A 16,690-nucleotide genomic window follows, 5' to 3' on the forward strand; every position below is an offset into this window, starting at 1 on the left:
CACGTCGGCGGGGAAGGGCCGGGGAGGTCACTCCCGGCCGAACATCTGGGTCCAGGCGCCGTTGGACTCGCCCACGCCCAGCGCCCGGTTGCCGCAGTTGAGGATGTTGCGGCGGTGGCCCGGGCTGTTCATCCAGTCGTCCATGACCTGTTCGGCGGTCCGCTGCCCCTTGGCGACGTTCTCACCGGACCAGGCGTGGTAGCCCTGCGCGTCGGCGCGGTCGGCCGGGGAACGGCCGTCGAGGCTGGTGTGCGATATGTAGTTGTTGCGGTCCATGTCCTCGCTGTGCAGTTGCGCGGCGGCGGTCAGCCGCTCGTCCGCGTGGACCGGCGGACAGCCCGCGTCCGCGCGTTCCTCGTTGACCAGGTCGAAGACCTGCGCGCTCAGCGTGTTCATGGAACCGGTGGACCCACCGCCCCCGCCGGAGGACGACCCCCCTCCGGAACCGCCTCCGCTGCCGCCGCTGCCTCCGCCGGAGCCGCCACCGCCGCCCGAGGACGAACCGCCGCCGGAATCGCTCTCCTCGGCGCGGGTCTCCACACCGCCGAGCTGCTGCGTGGCCTCCCCGGCGGGGGAGAGCGAAGGAGCGGGCGGTGCGGCACTCTGCCCCGGCTCGGGGCTGGGAAAGAACGGGGTGGGCACCGAGGCGTCGTCGGGAAGCAGCGAGTCGGGCGCGTAGGCGATCGGGTCGCCGCCGGGCCACGCGACCGAACCGAACACCAGCACCGCAGCCAACCCCAGCCCCACCGGCACGGACAGCAGCGCGGCGAGCAGCGGGCCGCGCCAACGGCGTCGCGGACGGGACACCTTCCGAGCCCGGGACCGGGTGCGGCGCCGTCGACGGTGCGACCGGGAGCCGCGCGAGGGCTGGTCGTCCTCAGACATTCGCCCTGCCTCCGTTCTGTGGGTGACTGGGGGTCGGGATGTCGGTTTTTCTCCGTTGGGGGATGATCGTAGACGAAAGTAGCGCCTGAAGCGTTATTCAGTCGAGATGTGTCCGATGGTTGTGGATGGCGGGAAACGGGAAGGAGGGGGGTCGCCCTCCGGGTGACACGTCGGCGACAATGGGGGAGTGAGCCTCTACCGCGACGAAGGCATCGTCCTTCGCACCCAGAAACTGGGAGAGGCCGACCGCATCGTGACCCTGCTGACCCGACGCACCGGGCTGGTCCGCGCGGTCGGCAAAGGCGTCCGACGCACCAAGTCCCGATTCGGCGCGCGGCTGGAACCGTTCAGCCACGTCGACCTGCAGCTCTACACCGGTCGGACGTTGGACGTGGTCACCCAGGCCGACACCCTGCACGCCTACGGCGGCGCCCTGGTCGCCGACTATCCGCGCTACACGGCCGGAACGGCGATGCTGGAGACCGCGGAGAAGATCGTGAGCGTGGAGAAGGATCCGGCGCTGCGGCAGTTCCTGCTGCTGTGGGGCGGGCTGCGCTCCCTCGCCGAGGGCGAGCACGATCCCCGCCTGGTCCTCGACGCCTACCTGCTGCGCTCTCTCGCCGTCGCCGGGTACGCCCCGGCCCTGGAAGAATGTGCCCGTTGCGGTTCGCAGGGCCCGAACCGCGAGTTCGCGGTGCACGCCGGAGGTATGGTGTGCTCGCTGTGCCGTCCCGCGGGCTCGGTCAAGCCCGCTCCCGCGGCGGTGGCGCTGATGACCGCGCTGCTGCGCGGCGACTGGGAGAGCGCCGACGCCAGCGCCGAGCGTGACCGCACCGAGTGCAGCGGCCTGGTGGCCGCCTACCTCCAGTGGCACCTGGAGAACGGAATCCGATCTTTGCGCCTTGTGGAGCGTGCGTGAGTCCCAACACCGCCTTCTCGTCCAAGTCCGCCCGGCGGGAGCCGGTCCCGCCGCGGCCGCACCCCAGCGGCGCCCGGCCGCCCGAGCTGCCCCGGGAACTCGTCCCACGGCACGTGGCCGTCGTCATGGACGGCAACGGCCGCTGGGCCAAACAGCGCGGCCTGCCCCGCACCGAAGGACACAGGGCGGGTGAGTCCTCGCTGTTCGACGTGATCGAGGGAGCGCTGGAACTGGGCGTGCCCCACCTGTCCGCCTACGCCTTCTCCACCGAGAACTGGAAGCGCTCGCCCGACGAGGTGCGCTTCCTGATGGGTTTCAACCGCGACGTGATCCGCCGCCGCCGCGACGAGCTGCACGCGCGCGGCGTCCGGGTGCGCTGGTCGGGACGGCACGGACGGCTGTGGAAGAGCGTCATCAGGGAACTCGCCGAAGCCGAGGAGCTCACCAGGCACAACACCAAGCTCACCCTCCAGTTCTGCGTGAACTACGGAGGGCGCGCAGAGATCGCCGACGCCGCCGCGGCGCTGGCACGCGACGTCGCCGCGGGCCGCGTCAACCCCAACCGGGTCACCGAGGCCACGCTCGCCCGGTACCTGTACCAGCCGGACATCCCCGAGGTGGACCTGTTCGTGCGCTCCTCCGGCGAGCAGCGGTTCTCCAACTTCCTGCTCTGGCAGTCCTCCTACGCGGAGTTCGTGTTCCTCGACACGCTCTGGCCCGACTTCGACCGGCGGCACTTCTGGCACGCCTGCGAGATCTACGCCAGCCGGGACCGCCGCTACGGAGGGGCCGAACCCAACCCGGTGGAGCCGCCGCCGTCGTCCGCCGACCCGGAGGGGGAGCGCTGATGAGGGCGGTCGAACCCGGGGTCCCGGTCGACTACGTGGCCGTCGGCGACAGCTTCACCGAGGGGGTGGGCGACTGGTACGCCGACGGCACGCCGCGCGGCTGGGCCGACCGCCTCGCCGCGCACCTGGCCGGGTACGCGGGGCAGGTCCGCTACGCCAACCTCGCCGTGCGCGGCAAGCTGCTGCGGCAGGTGATGGAGGAGCAGTTGCCCCGCGCGGTGGAGCTGCGCCCCACCCTGGTGACGTTCAGCGCGGGCGGCAACGACCTGCTGCGGCCGGGCAGCGACCCCGACCGGCTGGCACGCGCCCTGGAGATCGGGGTGCGCAGACTGCGCGCGGTCGGCGCCGAGGTGGTGCTGTTCACCGGCGTCAACGTCTCCACCGGGTACATGCGGGGGCTCATCGGCCGGTTCGCCCGCTACTACCTCAACATCCGCTCCATCGCCGACCGCCACGGCTGCCACCTGGCCGACCAGTGGTCCATGCCGGTGCTGACCGATCCGCGCGCCTGGGACGTCGACCGGCTGCACATGTCCGCCGAGGGGCACCGCAGGCTCGCGCTGAAGGTGTGCGAGGTGCTCGGGGTGCCCACCGCGCAACGCTGGGACGACCCCTGGCCCGAGGCGGAGCCGGTGCCCCGGGGGCAGGCGCTGCGCGAGGACGCGCGCTGGGCGCGGCAGCACCTGGTGCCGTGGGTCCACCGTCGGCTGACCGGCCGCTCCTCCGGCGACACCGTCACCGCCAAACGGCCCGAACTGGAGAAGTACTCGCCCGAGGCGCAGATCCGGGCGGAGGACTGAGACGGCAGCCCGGGGGAGTTCCGGGCGGCCCGGCTCCGAGGGGCGAGGCCGTCTGGGACGTCTCCGGGGCCGTGCCGCGTGAGGACCGTTACAAAAATCGGCGATCCCGAAACCTACTGTCGCGTAACCGTGGATCCGCAGTGCATCATCGTCTGCCATGAGCGGCTTTCAGATCGGGAAGGACATCATCTCCTACGTGGCGCTCGGTGACAGCTTCACCGAAGGGCTCGACGACCCCCACCCGGACGGCGGGAACCTGCCGCAGGGCCGCTACCGGGGGTGGGCGGACCGCTTCGCCGAACACCTGGCGGGACACGTGGGGGAGTTGCGGTACGCCAACCTCGCCGTGCGCGGCAAGCTGCTGCGGCAGATCTTCACCGAACAACTGCCCAGGGCGGTGGAACTCCGCCCCGACCTGGTCACCCTCTGCGCGGGCGGCAACGACATCCTCCGGCCGGGCAGCGACCCCGACACGCTCGCCGAGGCCTTCGAGGCCGGGGTGGACAGACTGCGCGGCGCCGGAGCGGACGTGGTGGTCTTCACCGGTTTCGACACCGGGTTCCAACCGGTCATGAAGCACCTGCGGGGCAAGGTCGCCACCTACAACATGCACCTGCGCGCCATCGCCGACCGCCACGGCTGCTCGGTGGTGGACCTGTGGAGCATGAAGGTCCTCCAGGACCGCCGGGCCTGGAGCGCCGACCGGCTGCACCTGTCGTCGGAGGGGCATCGCAGGCTGGCGCTGCGGGTCTGCGAGGTGCTGGGCGTCCCCGTCGAGGGCGACTGGAGCGAGCCGTGGCCCCAGGTGCCGCCGCTGCCCTGGCGGGAGGCCAGGCAGGAGGACCTGCAGTGGGCGCGGCAGCACCTGGTGCCGTGGATCCACCGTCGGCTGACCGGCCGCTCCTCCGGTGACGGGATCAGGCCCAAGCGCCCCGACCTGGAGCCGCTGGGCTGAGAGCGGCCCCCGGCGGAGTCACCGCCGCCGGGCGGCCGCCGCGCAGTCGGAGCAGGTGCCGAACAGTTCCAGCGTGTGCGTGAGGTCGACGAAGCCGTGCTGGGCGGCCAGGTTGTCCGCCCAGCTCTCCACCGCGGGGCCCTCGATCTCCACGGCCTTGCCGCAGGACCGGCAGACCAGGTGGTGGTGGTGGGTGGGGGTGGCGCAGGCCCGGTAGACGGCCTCGCCCTCGTCGGTCATCAGGACGTCGACCTCACCGGCGTCGCTCAGCGCCTGGAGGGCGCGGTAGACCGTGGTCAGGCCGATCTTGGACCCGTCGGCCCGCAGAGTTGCGTACAGGTCCTGGGCGCTGCGGAAGCCGGAACTCCTGTGCAGCGCCTGGCGGACTGTCTCGCGACGTGTGCTCATGACGAAACGCTCCCCGGATCGGTCCCGGAAATCGTACCCACCACAGGCTCGGGGCGCTTCTCGGGGGCGGGGCGCGAGCGCCTGCCCCGCAGGAGGAGACCGGTTCCCGTCGCCACCACGAACAGCGCGATCGCGACCAGCACGATGGAGGCGCCGGGAGCGGTGTCGGTGTGGAACGCGGTGGTCAGCCCGGTCAGGGCGGCGAGTACGCCGAGGAGCACGGCCAGCCGCACGGTGGCCCCGAAGCTGCGGGTGAGCTGCTGGGCCGCGGCCACCGGCACCACCATCAGCGCGCTGACCAGCAGCACGCCGACGACCCGCATGGCCAGGACCACGGTGACCGCCGCGACGACCGCGATCACCATGCTCAGGAAGCGGACCGGAAGCCCGTGCGCGCGGGCCACCTCCTCGTCCTGGCAGAGGACGAACAGTTCCCGTCCGAAGTAGCCCATCACCGCGAGGACGGCCACGGTCAGCGCGGCGACCGTGTACACGTCCTCCTCGCTCACGGTGCTGACCGAGCCGAACAGGAAGCCGGTGAGGTCGGCGCTGTTGACGCCCGGGGCCAGCCCGGTCAGGAACACGCCCCCGGCGATGCCGCCGTAGAACAGCAGGGCCAGGGCGAGGTCGCCGCTGGTGCGGGTGTGCACGCGCACCAGTTCGATGAGGACGGCTCCGGCGGCGGAGACGACCAGCGCGGTCAGCACCGGCGAGCTGTTGGTGAGGAACCCCAGGCCCACGCCGGTCAGCGCCACGTGTCCGATGCCGTCGCCCAGCAGGGCCAGGCGGCGCTGTACGAGGAAGACCCCGATGATCGGGGCGGTGAGGCCCACCAGCGCGGAGGCGATGAGGGCGCGGACCATGAAGTCGAGCTGGAGCATCTCAGTCACGGCGGGAGACCTCGATGACGGGGACGGCCAGCGGGGTCCGGTCGGCGTCGGCGTGCGGATGGACGTGGTCGTGACCGGGGCGGGCGCAGGCGCCCTCGGGGCGGGGCGGGGCGCCGTCGCCGACCAGGGCGCCCTGGTCCAGGGTGAGGGCGCGGCCGATCAGCGGCTCCAGGGGGCCGAGTTCGTGCAGGACCAGCACGACGGTGGCGCCCTGGCGGGACAGCTCCTCGATGGTGTGGGCCAGCGCCCGCTGGCTGGCCGCGTCCACTCCCGCCATGGGTTCGTCCATGACGAAGATGTCGGGTTCGCCCGCCAGGGCGCGCGCGATGAGCACGCGCTGCTGCTGGCCGCCCGACAGGTCGTGGACGGAGTCGTCGGCGCGGTCGAGCAGTCCCACGGAGGCCAGCGCCCCGGTGACGGCCGCGCGGTCGTGCGCCGAGGCGGGGCGGAACCGGCGGCGCCGGTTGATCCGGCCGGAGGCCACGATCTCGCGTACGGTCGCGGGCACCCCGCCGCCCGCGGAGAGCCGCTGCGGCACGTATCCGATGCGCGCCCAGTCGCGGAAGCGGCGCGGGGGGACCCCGCAGATCTCGACGTGTCCGGAGGAGAGCGGCACCAGGCCGAGCAGGGCGCGGGTCAGGGTGGACTTGCCCGATCCGTTGGCGCCCAGGAAGGCGACGGTCTCGCCCCGGGCGATCTCGAAGGAGACGCCGTGCACCACGGGCCTGCGGTCGTAGGACACGACGGCGTCGTGCGCGGAGAACGCGGGTGCGGTTTCGGCGGACGAGGTGGGTGACAACACTTCTACAGTGTGCCGGAAATGAAAATGATTGTCAAAATATCCCGGATTGGAGCATGCCCAGGCCGAACAGGACCGCCACCACCACGCACCGCATCGCCCGCTCGGAACGGGACAGCCGCGGCCAGGCCAGGTAGGCCAGCCAGCCGAAGAACGCGGCCAGCGCCGTCAGCAGCAGCGCGCCCGCGATCCCGGAGAGCAGCAGCCCGGAGAAGAACACCCCGACCATGGCCACGGGCAGCGCCCACCGGGGCGCGTTGTGCAGGAGGAGCAGGGGGACCGCGCTGCGCTCCTCGACCGCGCGGCGCAGGCGGGACGCGCCGGGGGTGAAGAACGGCTCCCCCTCGGGGGAGCGGCGGTCGGCGGGCTCGGGTCGGTGCTGTTCGGGGGACACCCGGCTCTCCTCCACGGCGTTCGGGGCGACCCTCCAAGATTACTGAGTCCGTCGCCGCCCTCCTTCCCGGCGCGGACCGGTCCGCCACCCCCGGGCGCACCACCGCGGAGCCGCCCCGCGCGCCGGTGTGGCAGCATGGCCGGGTGATCGTCATCACCAGGCACACCGTCACCCCCGAGGACGCCGACGACTTCGCCGCCCGCGCCGCGACCGCGCTGGAGGTCCTGTCCCGCAGGCCCGGATACCGCAGGGGGTCGCTGGCCCGCGCCGTGGACGACCCCCGGCTGTGGACGGTCGTCACCGAGTGGGACGGGCCGGGCTTCTACCGCCGGGCGCTGTCGGACTTCGACGTCAAGATCTCCGCGGTGCCGCTGCTGTCCACCGCCCACGACGAGGCCAGCGCCTTCGAGATCCTGGCCGAGCAGTCCCCCTCGACGGGCTGAGCAGCGTCGGACGCCGTTCCCGGAGGGCGCGGACCGGCCCGGCGCGTCCTTTGTGCCCGCGCCGTCCGCCGGTCCAATAGGCTTGGTGACCGTACTCGTTCGAGCATCGCGCCTTTCCGCGATCCGCCGACCGCCAGCCGGATGGATGGAGTCAACCACTATGGCCGCCAAGTCAGAGGCAATGGACACCCTGGTCAGTCTCGCCAAGCGTCGGGGACTGGTCTACCCGTCCAGCGAGATCTACGGGGGTCTGCGCGCCTCATGGGACTACGGCCCCCTGGGCGTGGAGTTGAAGAACAACATCAAGCGCCAGTGGTGGCGTTCGATGGTCCAGGAGCGCGAGGACGTCGTCGGCATCGATTCCAGCGTCATCCTGGCCCGCGAGGTCTGGGAGGCCTCCGGCCACGTCACCGCCTTCGTGGACCCGCTCACCGAGTGCCAGTCCTGCCACAAGCGCTTCCGCGCCGACCACCTCACCGAGGCCTACGAGGCCAAGCACGGCAGGGAGCCCGAGAACGGCCTGGCCGACCTCAACTGCCCCAACTGCGGGGCCAAGGGCTCCTTCACCGAGCCGCGGATGTTCAACGGCCTGCTGCGCACCTACCTCGGCCCGGTCCAGGACGAGAGCGGGCTGGCGTTCCTGCGCCCCGAGACCGCCCAGGGCATCTTCATCAACTACAAGAACGTCGAGCAGTCGGCCCGCCGCAAGGTCCCGTTCGGCATCGGCCAGATCGGCAAGTCGTTCCGCAACGAGATCACCCCCGGCAACTTCATCTTCCGCACCCGCGAGTTCGAGCAGATGGAGATGGAGTTCTTCGTCCGGCCCGGCACCGACGAGGAGTGGCACCAGTACTGGATCGACACCCGCATGCAGTGGTACGTCGACCTGGGCATCAACAAGGACAACCTGCGGCTGTACGAGCACCCGAAGGAGAAGCTGTCCCACTACTCCAAGCGCACCGTCGACATCGAGTACCGCTTCAACTTCGTCGGCAGCGAGTGGGGCGAGCTGGAGGGCATCGCCAACCGGACCGACTACGACCTGTCCACGCACTCGGAGAAGTCGGGCAGCGACCTGTCCTACTTCGACCAGGAGAACAACGAGCGCTTCGTCCCCTACGTGATCGAGCCCGCGGCCGGCGTCGACCGGACGCTGCTCACCTTCATGCTGGACGCCTACACCGAGGACGAGGCGCCCAACGCCAAGGGCAAGATGGAGAAGCGCGCCGTCATGCGGCTCGACCCGCGGCTGGCCCCGGTCAAGGCGGCGGTGCTGCCGCTGTCGCGCAACGCCGACCTGTCGCCGAAGGCCCGCGACCTGGCCGCGAAGCTGCGTAGGCGGTGGAACGTGGAGTTCGACGACGCCGGGGCGATCGGTCGCCGCTACCGCCGCCAGGACGAGATCGGCACCCCGTTCTGCGTCACGGTCGACTTCGACACCCTCGAGGACAACGCGGTGACCGTCCGCGAGCGCGACTCCATGGCCCAGGAGCGCGTCTCCCTGGACCGGGTCGAGCAGTACCTGTGGGAGCGGCTGCCCGGCTGCTGACCCGCTTCCCGCCGTGCGCCGCGGCCCCGGACCACCTCACCGGTCCGGGGCCGCGCCCGTTCGCGGCCCGTGGGTCAGCCGGTCGTGCGGACGACGAAGAACACCGCGATGTACTGGCAGACGAAGGCCGCGATGGTCAGGACGTGGAAGATCTCGTGGAAACCGAACCAGCGCGGCGCGGGGTCGGGGCGCTTCAGGGCGTAGACCAGCGCGCCCAGGCTGTAGAGGACGCCGCCGACGAGCACCAGGACCAGTGGGGCGGTGTCGACGCCGCGGACCAGGTCGGGGAGGAACAGCAGCGCCACCCAGCCCAGCGCCAGGTACAGCACGGTGGACAGCCAGCGCGGCGCGGTGAGCCAGAACATCTTGAACAGCACACCGGCCGCGGCGCAGCCCCAGATCAGCGCGAGCATCGCGGTGCGCAGCGGGCCGTCGAGCACCAGCAGCACGAACGGCGTGTAGGTTCCGGCGATGATCAGGTAGATGTTCGAGTGGTCCGCCCGGCGCAGGGCCGCCGCCGTGCGCCTTGACCACCGGCCCACGTGGTAGGTCGCCGAGGTGCTGAACAGCAGGACCGCGCTGATCGCGTAGATCGCGCTGGCGAAGCGGGCCGCCGCGGTGGGCGCGAGCCACACCAGGACGACGCCCGCGATCAGGGCCAGCGGGGCCGTGCCCAGGTGCAGCCAGCCGCGCAGGCGGGGCTTGGCCGCGTGCAGCAGGTCGGAGGCCGCCGCCTCGACCCGGTCGAGCGGTTGTGCGGGGGGGCGGGAGGAGGCGTGCCGGCTCTCCGGGCGGGATCGGTCCTCAGACTGCACGGTCACGCTCTTCTTCGCCGCCTCTGTTCTGTGGTCGCCGCATCGGGCACCTCCTTCGGAGACTAACTTACGGGAACGTAGGTTACTTGATGGTAGTGGTGTGGCACTGGGCACGTTCCGGTCCGGTTGTCCTGTGTGGTGGACCAATTTTCCGGGTGGTGTCGGCGGCCGGTGGTCTCAACAGGCTGTGAGCTGCTGTTCTGACGGTACGAATCAGTAGCTTTCCCGGGAGGAGGCAGAGTAATCCCGGCGAAACAGACAGACCATTGGTATAAACCATTCAAATGCTTCTGACCTGCATAAACGCTAGAATGGGGGGTGTGCTGGCGAAAGTTGCTGGACGGCTTCGGGTAGAGTCGCGCCATCTCAGGTCGCCCGGCCGTGAAAAGGAGTTCCCGTGCCCAAGTACGTCTACGAATTCACCGAGGGGAACAAGGACCTCAAGGACCTTCTCGGGGGTAAGGGGGCGAACCTCGCGGAGATGACCAATCTCGGTCTTCCGGTGCCGCCGGGGTTCACCATCACCACCGAGGCGTGCCGGCACTACCTGGAGCACGGGGCCACGCCTCCGGGGCTGGACGCCGAGATCGAGGAGAAGCTCACCGCGCTCGAGGCGAAGATGGGCAAGCGCCTGGGCCAGCCCGACGACCCGCTGCTGGTGAGCGTACGGTCGGGAGCCAGGTTCTCGATGCCCGGGATGATGGAGACCGTCCTCAACATCGGCCTCAACGACGAGTCGGTCAGGGGCCTGGCCGCCCAGTCCGGCAACGAGCGGTTCGCCTGGGACTCCTACCGTCGCCTGGTCCAGATGTTCGGCAGGACCGTGCTGGACATCGACGGCGAACTGTTCGAGGACGCCATCGACGAGGCCAAGGCGCGCAAGGGGGTCACCAGCGACCTCGACCTCGACGCCGACGACCTCGCCGGTCTCGTCGAGACCTTCAGGAGCATCGTGCACGAGGCGACCGGCTCCGAGTTCCCCACCGACCCGCGCGAGCAGATGCGCCGGGCCATCGAGGCCGTCTTCCAGTCCTGGAACGCGCCCCGCGCCATCCTCTACCGCCGCCAGGAGCGCATCCCCGGAGACCTGGGCACCGCCGTCAACGTCTGCTCCATGGTCTTCGGCAACCTCGGCATGGACTCGGGAACCGGCGTCGCCTTCACCCGCGACCCCGCCACCGGCCAGCAGGGCGTCTACGGCGACTACCTGCAGAACGCGCAGGGCGAGGACGTCGTCGCGGGCATCCGCAACACCGTCCCGCTCGCCGAACTGGAGCGGATCGACCCCGGGAGCTACGCCGAGCTGCTGACGATCATGGAGAAGCTCGAGACGCACTACCGGGACCTGTGCGACATCGAGTTCACCATCGAACGCGGCAAGCTGTGGATGCTGCAGACCCGCGTCGGCAAGCGCACCGCCGCGGCGGCCTTCCGCATCGCCAACCAGCTCGTCGACCAGGGGCTGATCACCCTGGACGAGGCGGTCAACCGGGTCACCGGTGACCAGCTCGCCCAACTGATGTTCCCCCGCTTCGACGAGCGGGCCGGACGCGACCTGCTGGGCCGGGGCATGAACGCCTCCCCCGGCGCGGCCGTGGGCCGCGCGGTGTTCGACTCCTACACCGCCATCAAGTGGTCCCGCAGCGGTGAGGACGTCATCCTGTGCCGCCGTGAGACCAACCCCGACGACCTGGAGGGCATGATCGCCGCGCGCGGCATCCTCACCAGCAGGGGCGGCAAGACCTCGCACGCCGCCGTGGTCGCCCGCGGCATGGGCAAGACCTGCGTGTGCGGCGCCGAGGAACTCGACGTCGACACCAAGAACCGCCGCATGGTCGCACCCGGCGGCCGGGTCGTCGAGGAGGGCGACGTCATCTCCATCGACGGCACCACCGGCGAGGTGTTCCTCGGCGAGGTGCCCGTCGTCGCCTCCCCGGTCGTGCGCTACTTCGAGGGCGAGATCGACCCCGCCTCCGACGAGGCCGACGAACTGGTGCGCGCGGTGCACCGCTTCATGCAGTACGCCGACGCCGCACGCCGCATGAACGTGCGGGCCAACGCCGACACCCCCGAGGACGCCGCCCGCGCCCGCCGCATGGGCGCCCAGGGAGTCGGACTGTGCCGTACCGAGCACATGTTCCTCGGCGACCGCCGGACCCTGGTGGAGCGGCTCATCCTCGCCGACACCGACAAGGAGCGCGAGGAGGCGCTGGCCGCCCTGCTGCCGCTGCAGCGGGAGGACTTCGTCGGCATCTTCGCGGCCATGGACGGCCTGCCCGTCACCGTGCGCCTGCTGGACCCGCCGCTGCACGAGTTCCTGCCCGACATCACCGAGCTGTCGGTGCGCGTGGCGGTGGCCGAGGCCCGCGGTGAGGCACACGAGGGTGACCTGCGGCTGCTCCAGGCCGTGCACCGCCTGCACGAGCAGAATCCGATGCTGGGCCTGCGCGGCGTGCGCCTCGGCCTGGTGGTCCCGGGACTGTTCACCATGCAGGTGCGCGCGATCGCCCAGGCCGCCGCCGAGCGGGTCAAGCAGGGCGGACGCCCCCGCCCCGAGATCATGATCCCGCTGGTCGGCACCGTCCAGGAGTTGGAGATCATCCGCGACGAGGCGGTCCGGGCGGTGCGGGAGGTCGCCGAGGACAACGGGGTGGAACTCGACTTCCCGATCGGCACCATGATCGAACTGCCCCGCGCGGCGCTGACCGCCGGGCAGATCGCCGAGAGCGCCGAGTTCTTCTCCTTCGGCACCAACGACCTCACCCAGACGGTGTGGGGCTTCTCCCGGGACGACGTGGAGGCGTCCTTCTTCTCCAACTACCTGGAGAAGGGCGTGTTCGGCGTCTCCCCGTTCGAGACGCTGGACACCGACGGCGTGGGGCGGCTGGTCAGGACCGCCGCGGAGGAGGGCCGCGCCACCCGTCCGGGCCTCAAGCTGGGTGTCTGCGGCGAGCACGGCGGCGACCCGGCCTCGGTGCACTTCTTCCACGAGGCGGGGCTGGACTACGTCTCCTGCTCCCCGTTCCGGGTGCCCGTCGCCCGGCTGGAGGCGGGACGCGCGGCGGCCCGGTAGGACAGCGCTCGTGACCGCTTGGACGACCGGATCGCGTCCCGGGTTCGCCCTCCGGGGCGCGATCTTCGCAAATGGCTGATACTGGACATTCAGCTGTTTTGTCCGTGACCTTCTCGTAGCATTGTCCGTGGGACGCGCGTGCACGAGCCGGACCCGGCCCGGGTTCGCGCGGCCCCGGTCAGGGTGTCGTCAACCGCACGGTGCGCCGCCGTGGCCGTCCGCCCCCCCGCGGTCGACACGAGGTCCGACCACCGCGGTCTCCGGGTCCGGGGGAGTGGCCACCACGCAGACCGTGCTCGATCGGCCAGGGGGTGAGGGTGCGCACGACCGGCGACGAACCCGAGAGGGGGACGAACGGCGTGTCGGGGGACGAAGCCACCCGGGTGTTCGCCCGAACCTCCGCCGACCCCGAACCGACCGCCCGGTTCGTCCGCCACGAGGAGGACGAACCCGTCGAGCCTCCCGAGGACGACCGGGCCCGGACGTTCGTCCGACCCAGCGGGGGATTCGGGGCCGCCCCGGCCCACTCCGAGGCCACCCGGCAGTTCACCCGGGCACCGGAACCGGCCGTGCCGCGGGAGCCGCGCCACCGCTCCGCCGCCGAGGAGGACGACGGCGGGCTCGACGGCCTGTTCGGCGGCGACGACGACACCCCCACCACGCGGCGCCCCTCCCGCGGGCGGCCGCGCGGCCCGGGACGGCTGCTGTTACGGGCCCTCGCCCTGCTCGTCCTGGTCGCCGTCGCGCTGCCGTTCGCCACCTGGGGCTGGGTCTGGTACACCGCCCGCCAGGACGAGCGGCCCCCCTCCGACGCGATCGTGGTACTGGGCGCCAGCCAGTACAACGGCCGCCCCTCACCGGTCTTCGAGGCCCGCCTCCGGCACGCCGCCGAACTCTACGAGGAGGGGGTGGCGCCCGCCGTGGTCACCGTCGGCGGCAACCAGCCGGGGGACAACTTCACCGAGGGCGGCAGCGGCGCCCGGTGGCTGGTCGAACAGGGCGTCCCCGAGGGCAGCGTCGTCGCCATCGAGGAGGGCAGCGACACCCTGGAGAGTCTGGAACTCGTGGCGATGGCCTTCGAGGAGCAGGGCTGGCGCACCGCCGTGATCGTCAGCGACCCCTGGCACTCGCTGCGTTCCCGGGAGATGGCCGAGGACTTCGGCATCGAGGCCGCCACCTCCCCCGCGCGGTCGGGCCCCGCCGTCCTGGAACGCGAGACCCAGTTGTGGTACATCACCCGCGAGACCGCCTCGCTGTGGCACTACTGGATCTTCGGCGAGAGCGCCACGGTCCGCGTCGACGCGCTCTGAACGCAAAGCCCCGCCGCGCCGCGGGGAACACGTGTGTCCCCTGCGCGAACGTCCCTAAAGTGGGCGCAGTACACGAACACGTCGTTGGGACACCCATGGCCGACACCCCGAACGGCGGCTACGGCGAGCACGACCGGCGCAGGTGGGTCGCGGAGCCGCCCAAGAGGCGGTCCCGGGGCGACTTCGAGCGGGACCGCGCCCGCGTCCTGCACAGTTTCGCGCTGCGCCGACTCGCCGCCAAGACCCAGGTGGTCCAGCCGGGGGTCAGCGACTTCCCGCGCACCCGGCTCACCCACTCGCTGGAGTGCGCCCAGATCGGACGGGAACTCGGCGGCTCCCTCGGCTGCGATCCCGACCTGGTCGAGGCGGCCTGCCTGGCGCACGACCTCGGACATCCGCCGTTCGGACACAACGGCGAGGCCGCGCTGGACGCCGTCGCGCGCCCCTGCGGCGGTTTCGAGGGCAACGCCCAGAGCCTGAGACTGCTCACCCGCCTGGAGGGCAAGGTCAGCGCACCCGACGGGCGCAGCGCCGGACTCAACCTGACCCGCGCGGCGCTGGACGCCACCCTCAAGTACCCGTGGCAGCGCGGCCGGGGACCGGCGACCCGCAAGTTCAACGCCTACACCGACGACGTCGACGTCTTCCGCTGGGTGCGCGAGGGCGCGCCGGAGGGGCGCACCTGCTTCGAGGCGCAGGTCATGGACTGGTCCGACGACGTCGCCTACTCCGTGCACGACCTGGAGGACGGACTGTACTCCGGGCAGATCCGGCTGGCGGCGCTGCACAGCCCGGTCGAACGCGTCCAGGTGTGCAAGACCGCGGCCGCGCACTACTGCGACGCCGAACCGGCGGAACTGGAGGAGGTCTTCGACCACCTGCTGGCCCTGGACTTCTGGCCCCGCTCCCTCAACGGCGACCTGCGTTCGCTGGCGGCGCTGAAGAACCTCACCAGCGAGCTGATCGGACGGTTCTGCCGTGCGGCGGAACGGGCCACCCGGGCCGTCCACGGAGACGCGCCGCTGACCCGCTACGCCGCCGAACTGGTGGTGCCGCGCCGCCAGGCGCTGGAGTGCGCGCTGCTCAAGGCGGTGACCGCGCACTACGTGTTCCCCCGGGACGAGAGCCGCCGCTACGAACGGGAGCGGCAGGTGATCACCGACCTGGTCGAGGCGGTCGCCGCGGGCGCGCCCGACACCCTGGAGCCGCCGTTTCGGGCCGACCACGCGGCGGCCCGCGACGCCGCCGCCGAGCTGCGGGTGGTCGTCGACCAGGTCGCCTCGCTCACCGACACCTCCGCCCTGGCCTGGCACGCCCGCCTGTGCTGAGCGCCGCCCTCCCGGTGGAGGGAGCGCCGACGCCCGGGAAGCGGCTGCCCGGCCCGGGAAGGGAAGGTGTGCTCCGCGCCTCCGCGAGCCCTTGACCGTCCACGGGAGTGAGTTCAGAATGTGGCGTCCACGCTACGAAAAGTGACGAAACGTGTGCCCGTGGCTTATGGAAAGCCCTTTCTGGAAAGTCTCGGGAGCCGTCACGCACAGATGGGGAGAGACATGCCCATACGCGCGCTGGCCGCGCTCCTGGCCCTGACCGGGACGGCGGCGCTCACCACGGCGCTCGCCTCCGCTCCGGCGGCGGCCGCCACCGAACCGCCCAACAACCCCGGCCGGCCCGTCTCGGGCGACCTGCGGGTCCACGACCCCGGACTCGTCCGCGGCGAAGCCGGTGAACCCTGGTACGTCTTCGGCACCGGCGACGGCGCCCACCGGGACGGCACCATCCAGATCCGCTCCTCCTCCGACGGCCACGAGTGGCGGCTCGCCGGAACCGTCTGGGACCGCAAACCCGACTGGATCACCCGGGAGATCCCCGGTGTGGACAACCTGTGGGCGCCGGAGGTCCACGAGGAGAACGGCACCTACTACCTGTACTACTCCGCCTCCACCTTCGGCTCCAACCGGTCGCTCGTCGCCCTGGCGACCAACACCACTCTCGACCCGGAGGACCCCGACTACCGGTGGGTCGACCGGGGCAAGGTCTTCGAGAGCTTCCCGGGCGACCCCTACAACGCCATCGACCCGGGCATCGTGGTCGGCGCCGACGGCAGGCACTGGATGACCTTCGGGTCCTTCTGGAGCGGCATCCGCATGGTCGAACTGGACTGGCCGAGCGGGAAGGCGAAGCCGGGCGCGCCGGTGCTGCACCTGGCCGACCGGCAGCAGCCGCCCAACGCGATCGAGGCGCCCCACATCATGGCGCGCGGCGGCTGGTACTACCTGTTCGTCTCCCTCGACAGCTGCTGCCGGGGCGCCGACAGCACCTACAAGATCGCCGTGGGCCGCTCCCGCGACGTCACCGGCCCCTACCGCGACCGCCGGGGACAGCCCCTGCTCCGGGGCGGCGGCACCGTCATCGCCTCCCGCAGCGGCTCGATCGTCGGCGCCGGCGGCCAGTCGGCCTCCGGTGGCCTGCTCGCCTACCACTACTACGACACGGCGCTGGGCGGCGACTTCCGGCTGGCGCTGCACCCGATCTCCTGGACCTGGGACGGCTGGCCGCGACTGGACTGACCGCCGGGCCGGAACCGCACGAAACCCCCCGCGCT

General features: G+C 71.5%; 16 protein-coding genes. 10 read left to right on the forward strand and 6 right to left on the reverse strand.

Annotation, left to right across the window (positions count from 1 at the left end; genetic code table 11):
- Window positions 1–27: 27 nt before the first annotated feature.
- Window positions 28–885, reverse strand: a complete 858-nt coding sequence (locus tag NI17_RS01385) for a CAP domain-containing protein (RefSeq protein ID WP_068687850.1) — start codon at window positions 883–885, stop codon at window positions 28–30.
- 187 nt (window positions 886–1,072) lie between these two features.
- On the opposite strand from NI17_RS01385, the gene recO reads away from it, so the two are divergent.
- From recO to NI17_RS01405, 4 genes are all read left to right on the forward strand, one after another.
- Window positions 1,073–1,804, forward strand: a complete 732-nt coding sequence (recO, locus tag NI17_RS01390) for a DNA repair protein RecO (RefSeq protein WP_068687851.1) — start codon at window positions 1,073–1,075, stop codon at window positions 1,802–1,804.
- On the forward strand, window positions 1,801–2,652 hold the full coding sequence (locus NI17_RS01395) for an isoprenyl transferase (protein WP_068687852.1): 852 nt from the start codon (window positions 1,801–1,803) through the stop codon (window positions 2,650–2,652). Before recO ends, NI17_RS01395 begins: the two co-directional genes overlap by 4 nt.
- A complete protein-coding gene (locus NI17_RS01400; RefSeq protein WP_068687853.1) occupies window positions 2,652–3,452 on the forward strand; it encodes an SGNH/GDSL hydrolase family protein in 801 nt (266 codons plus the stop codon). The genes NI17_RS01395 and NI17_RS01400 overlap by 1 nt, the downstream gene beginning before the upstream one ends.
- 157 nt (window positions 3,453–3,609) lie before the next feature.
- A complete protein-coding gene (locus NI17_RS01405; protein WP_068687854.1) occupies window positions 3,610–4,407 on the forward strand; it encodes an SGNH/GDSL hydrolase family protein in 798 nt (265 codons plus the stop codon).
- An 18-nt stretch (window positions 4,408–4,425) separates the two neighbouring features.
- Here the strand turns inward: NI17_RS01405 and NI17_RS01410 are convergent, their stop codons facing one another.
- From NI17_RS01410 to NI17_RS01425, 4 genes are read right to left on the reverse strand one after another with little or no spacing between them, the layout of a single operon-like run.
- Complete coding sequence (locus NI17_RS01410) at window positions 4,426–4,815, reverse strand: Fur family transcriptional regulator (RefSeq protein WP_068687855.1); 390 nt, start codon at window positions 4,813–4,815, stop codon at window positions 4,426–4,428.
- The gene (locus NI17_RS01415; RefSeq protein ID WP_068687856.1) at window positions 4,812–5,705 is read right to left on the reverse strand and encodes a metal ABC transporter permease; all 894 of its coding nucleotides are present in this window, start codon (window positions 5,703–5,705) and stop codon (window positions 4,812–4,814) included. Before NI17_RS01415 ends, NI17_RS01410 begins: the two co-directional genes overlap by 4 nt.
- Complete coding sequence (locus NI17_RS01420; RefSeq protein WP_199859901.1) at window positions 5,698–6,504, reverse strand: metal ABC transporter ATP-binding protein; 807 nt, start codon at window positions 6,502–6,504, stop codon at window positions 5,698–5,700. The genes NI17_RS01415 and NI17_RS01420 overlap by 8 nt, the downstream gene beginning before the upstream one ends.
- A 34-nt stretch (window positions 6,505–6,538) precedes the next feature.
- Window positions 6,539–6,898, reverse strand: a complete 360-nt coding sequence (locus tag NI17_RS01425) for a DUF6703 family protein (RefSeq protein ID WP_068687858.1) — start codon at window positions 6,896–6,898, stop codon at window positions 6,539–6,541.
- Window positions 6,899–7,041: 143 nt separating this feature from the next.
- Between NI17_RS01425 and NI17_RS01430 the strand changes: the two genes are divergently transcribed.
- Together NI17_RS01430 and NI17_RS01435 are read left to right on the forward strand one after the other, a co-directional pair.
- On the forward strand, window positions 7,042–7,341 hold the full coding sequence (locus tag NI17_RS01430) for an antibiotic biosynthesis monooxygenase family protein (RefSeq protein ID WP_068687859.1): 300 nt from the start codon (window positions 7,042–7,044) through the stop codon (window positions 7,339–7,341).
- 160 nt (window positions 7,342–7,501) lie between these two features.
- Complete coding sequence (locus tag NI17_RS01435) at window positions 7,502–8,890, forward strand: glycine--tRNA ligase (RefSeq protein ID WP_199859902.1); 1,389 nt, start codon at window positions 7,502–7,504, stop codon at window positions 8,888–8,890.
- Between the two features lie 74 nt (window positions 8,891–8,964).
- On the opposite strand, the gene trhA is transcribed toward NI17_RS01435, so the two are convergent.
- A complete protein-coding gene (trhA, locus tag NI17_RS01440; protein WP_369975113.1) occupies window positions 8,965–9,609 on the reverse strand; it encodes a PAQR family membrane homeostasis protein TrhA in 645 nt (214 codons plus the stop codon).
- 493 nt (window positions 9,610–10,102) lie between these two features.
- Between trhA and ppdK the strand changes: the two genes are divergently transcribed.
- The 4 genes from ppdK to NI17_RS01460 all read left to right on the forward strand — a co-directional run bounded on the left by ppdK (window position 10,103) and on the right by NI17_RS01460 (window position 16,655).
- Window positions 10,103–12,778 (forward strand): pyruvate, phosphate dikinase, encoded by a 2,676-nt coding sequence (gene ppdK / locus NI17_RS01445; RefSeq protein ID WP_068687862.1) that lies wholly within the window; start codon window positions 10,103–10,105, stop codon window positions 12,776–12,778.
- 311 nt (window positions 12,779–13,089) lie between these two features.
- On the forward strand, window positions 13,090–14,088 hold the full coding sequence (locus tag NI17_RS01450; RefSeq protein ID WP_119267840.1) for a YdcF family protein: 999 nt from the start codon (window positions 13,090–13,092) through the stop codon (window positions 14,086–14,088).
- Window positions 14,089–14,183: 95 nt separating this feature from the next.
- The gene (locus tag NI17_RS01455; RefSeq protein WP_119267841.1) at window positions 14,184–15,416 is read left to right on the forward strand and encodes a deoxyguanosinetriphosphate triphosphohydrolase; all 1,233 of its coding nucleotides are present in this window, start codon (window positions 14,184–14,186) and stop codon (window positions 15,414–15,416) included.
- 222 nt (window positions 15,417–15,638) lie between these two features.
- Window positions 15,639–16,655, forward strand: a complete 1,017-nt coding sequence (locus NI17_RS01460) for an arabinan endo-1,5-alpha-L-arabinosidase (RefSeq protein WP_243597585.1) — start codon at window positions 15,639–15,641, stop codon at window positions 16,653–16,655.
- Window positions 16,656–16,690 lie beyond the last annotated feature (35 nt).

Source organism: Thermobifida halotolerans, assembly GCF_003574835.2.
GTDB classification, from domain to species: Bacteria; Actinomycetota; Actinomycetes; order Streptosporangiales; family Streptosporangiaceae; genus Thermobifida; species Thermobifida halotolerans.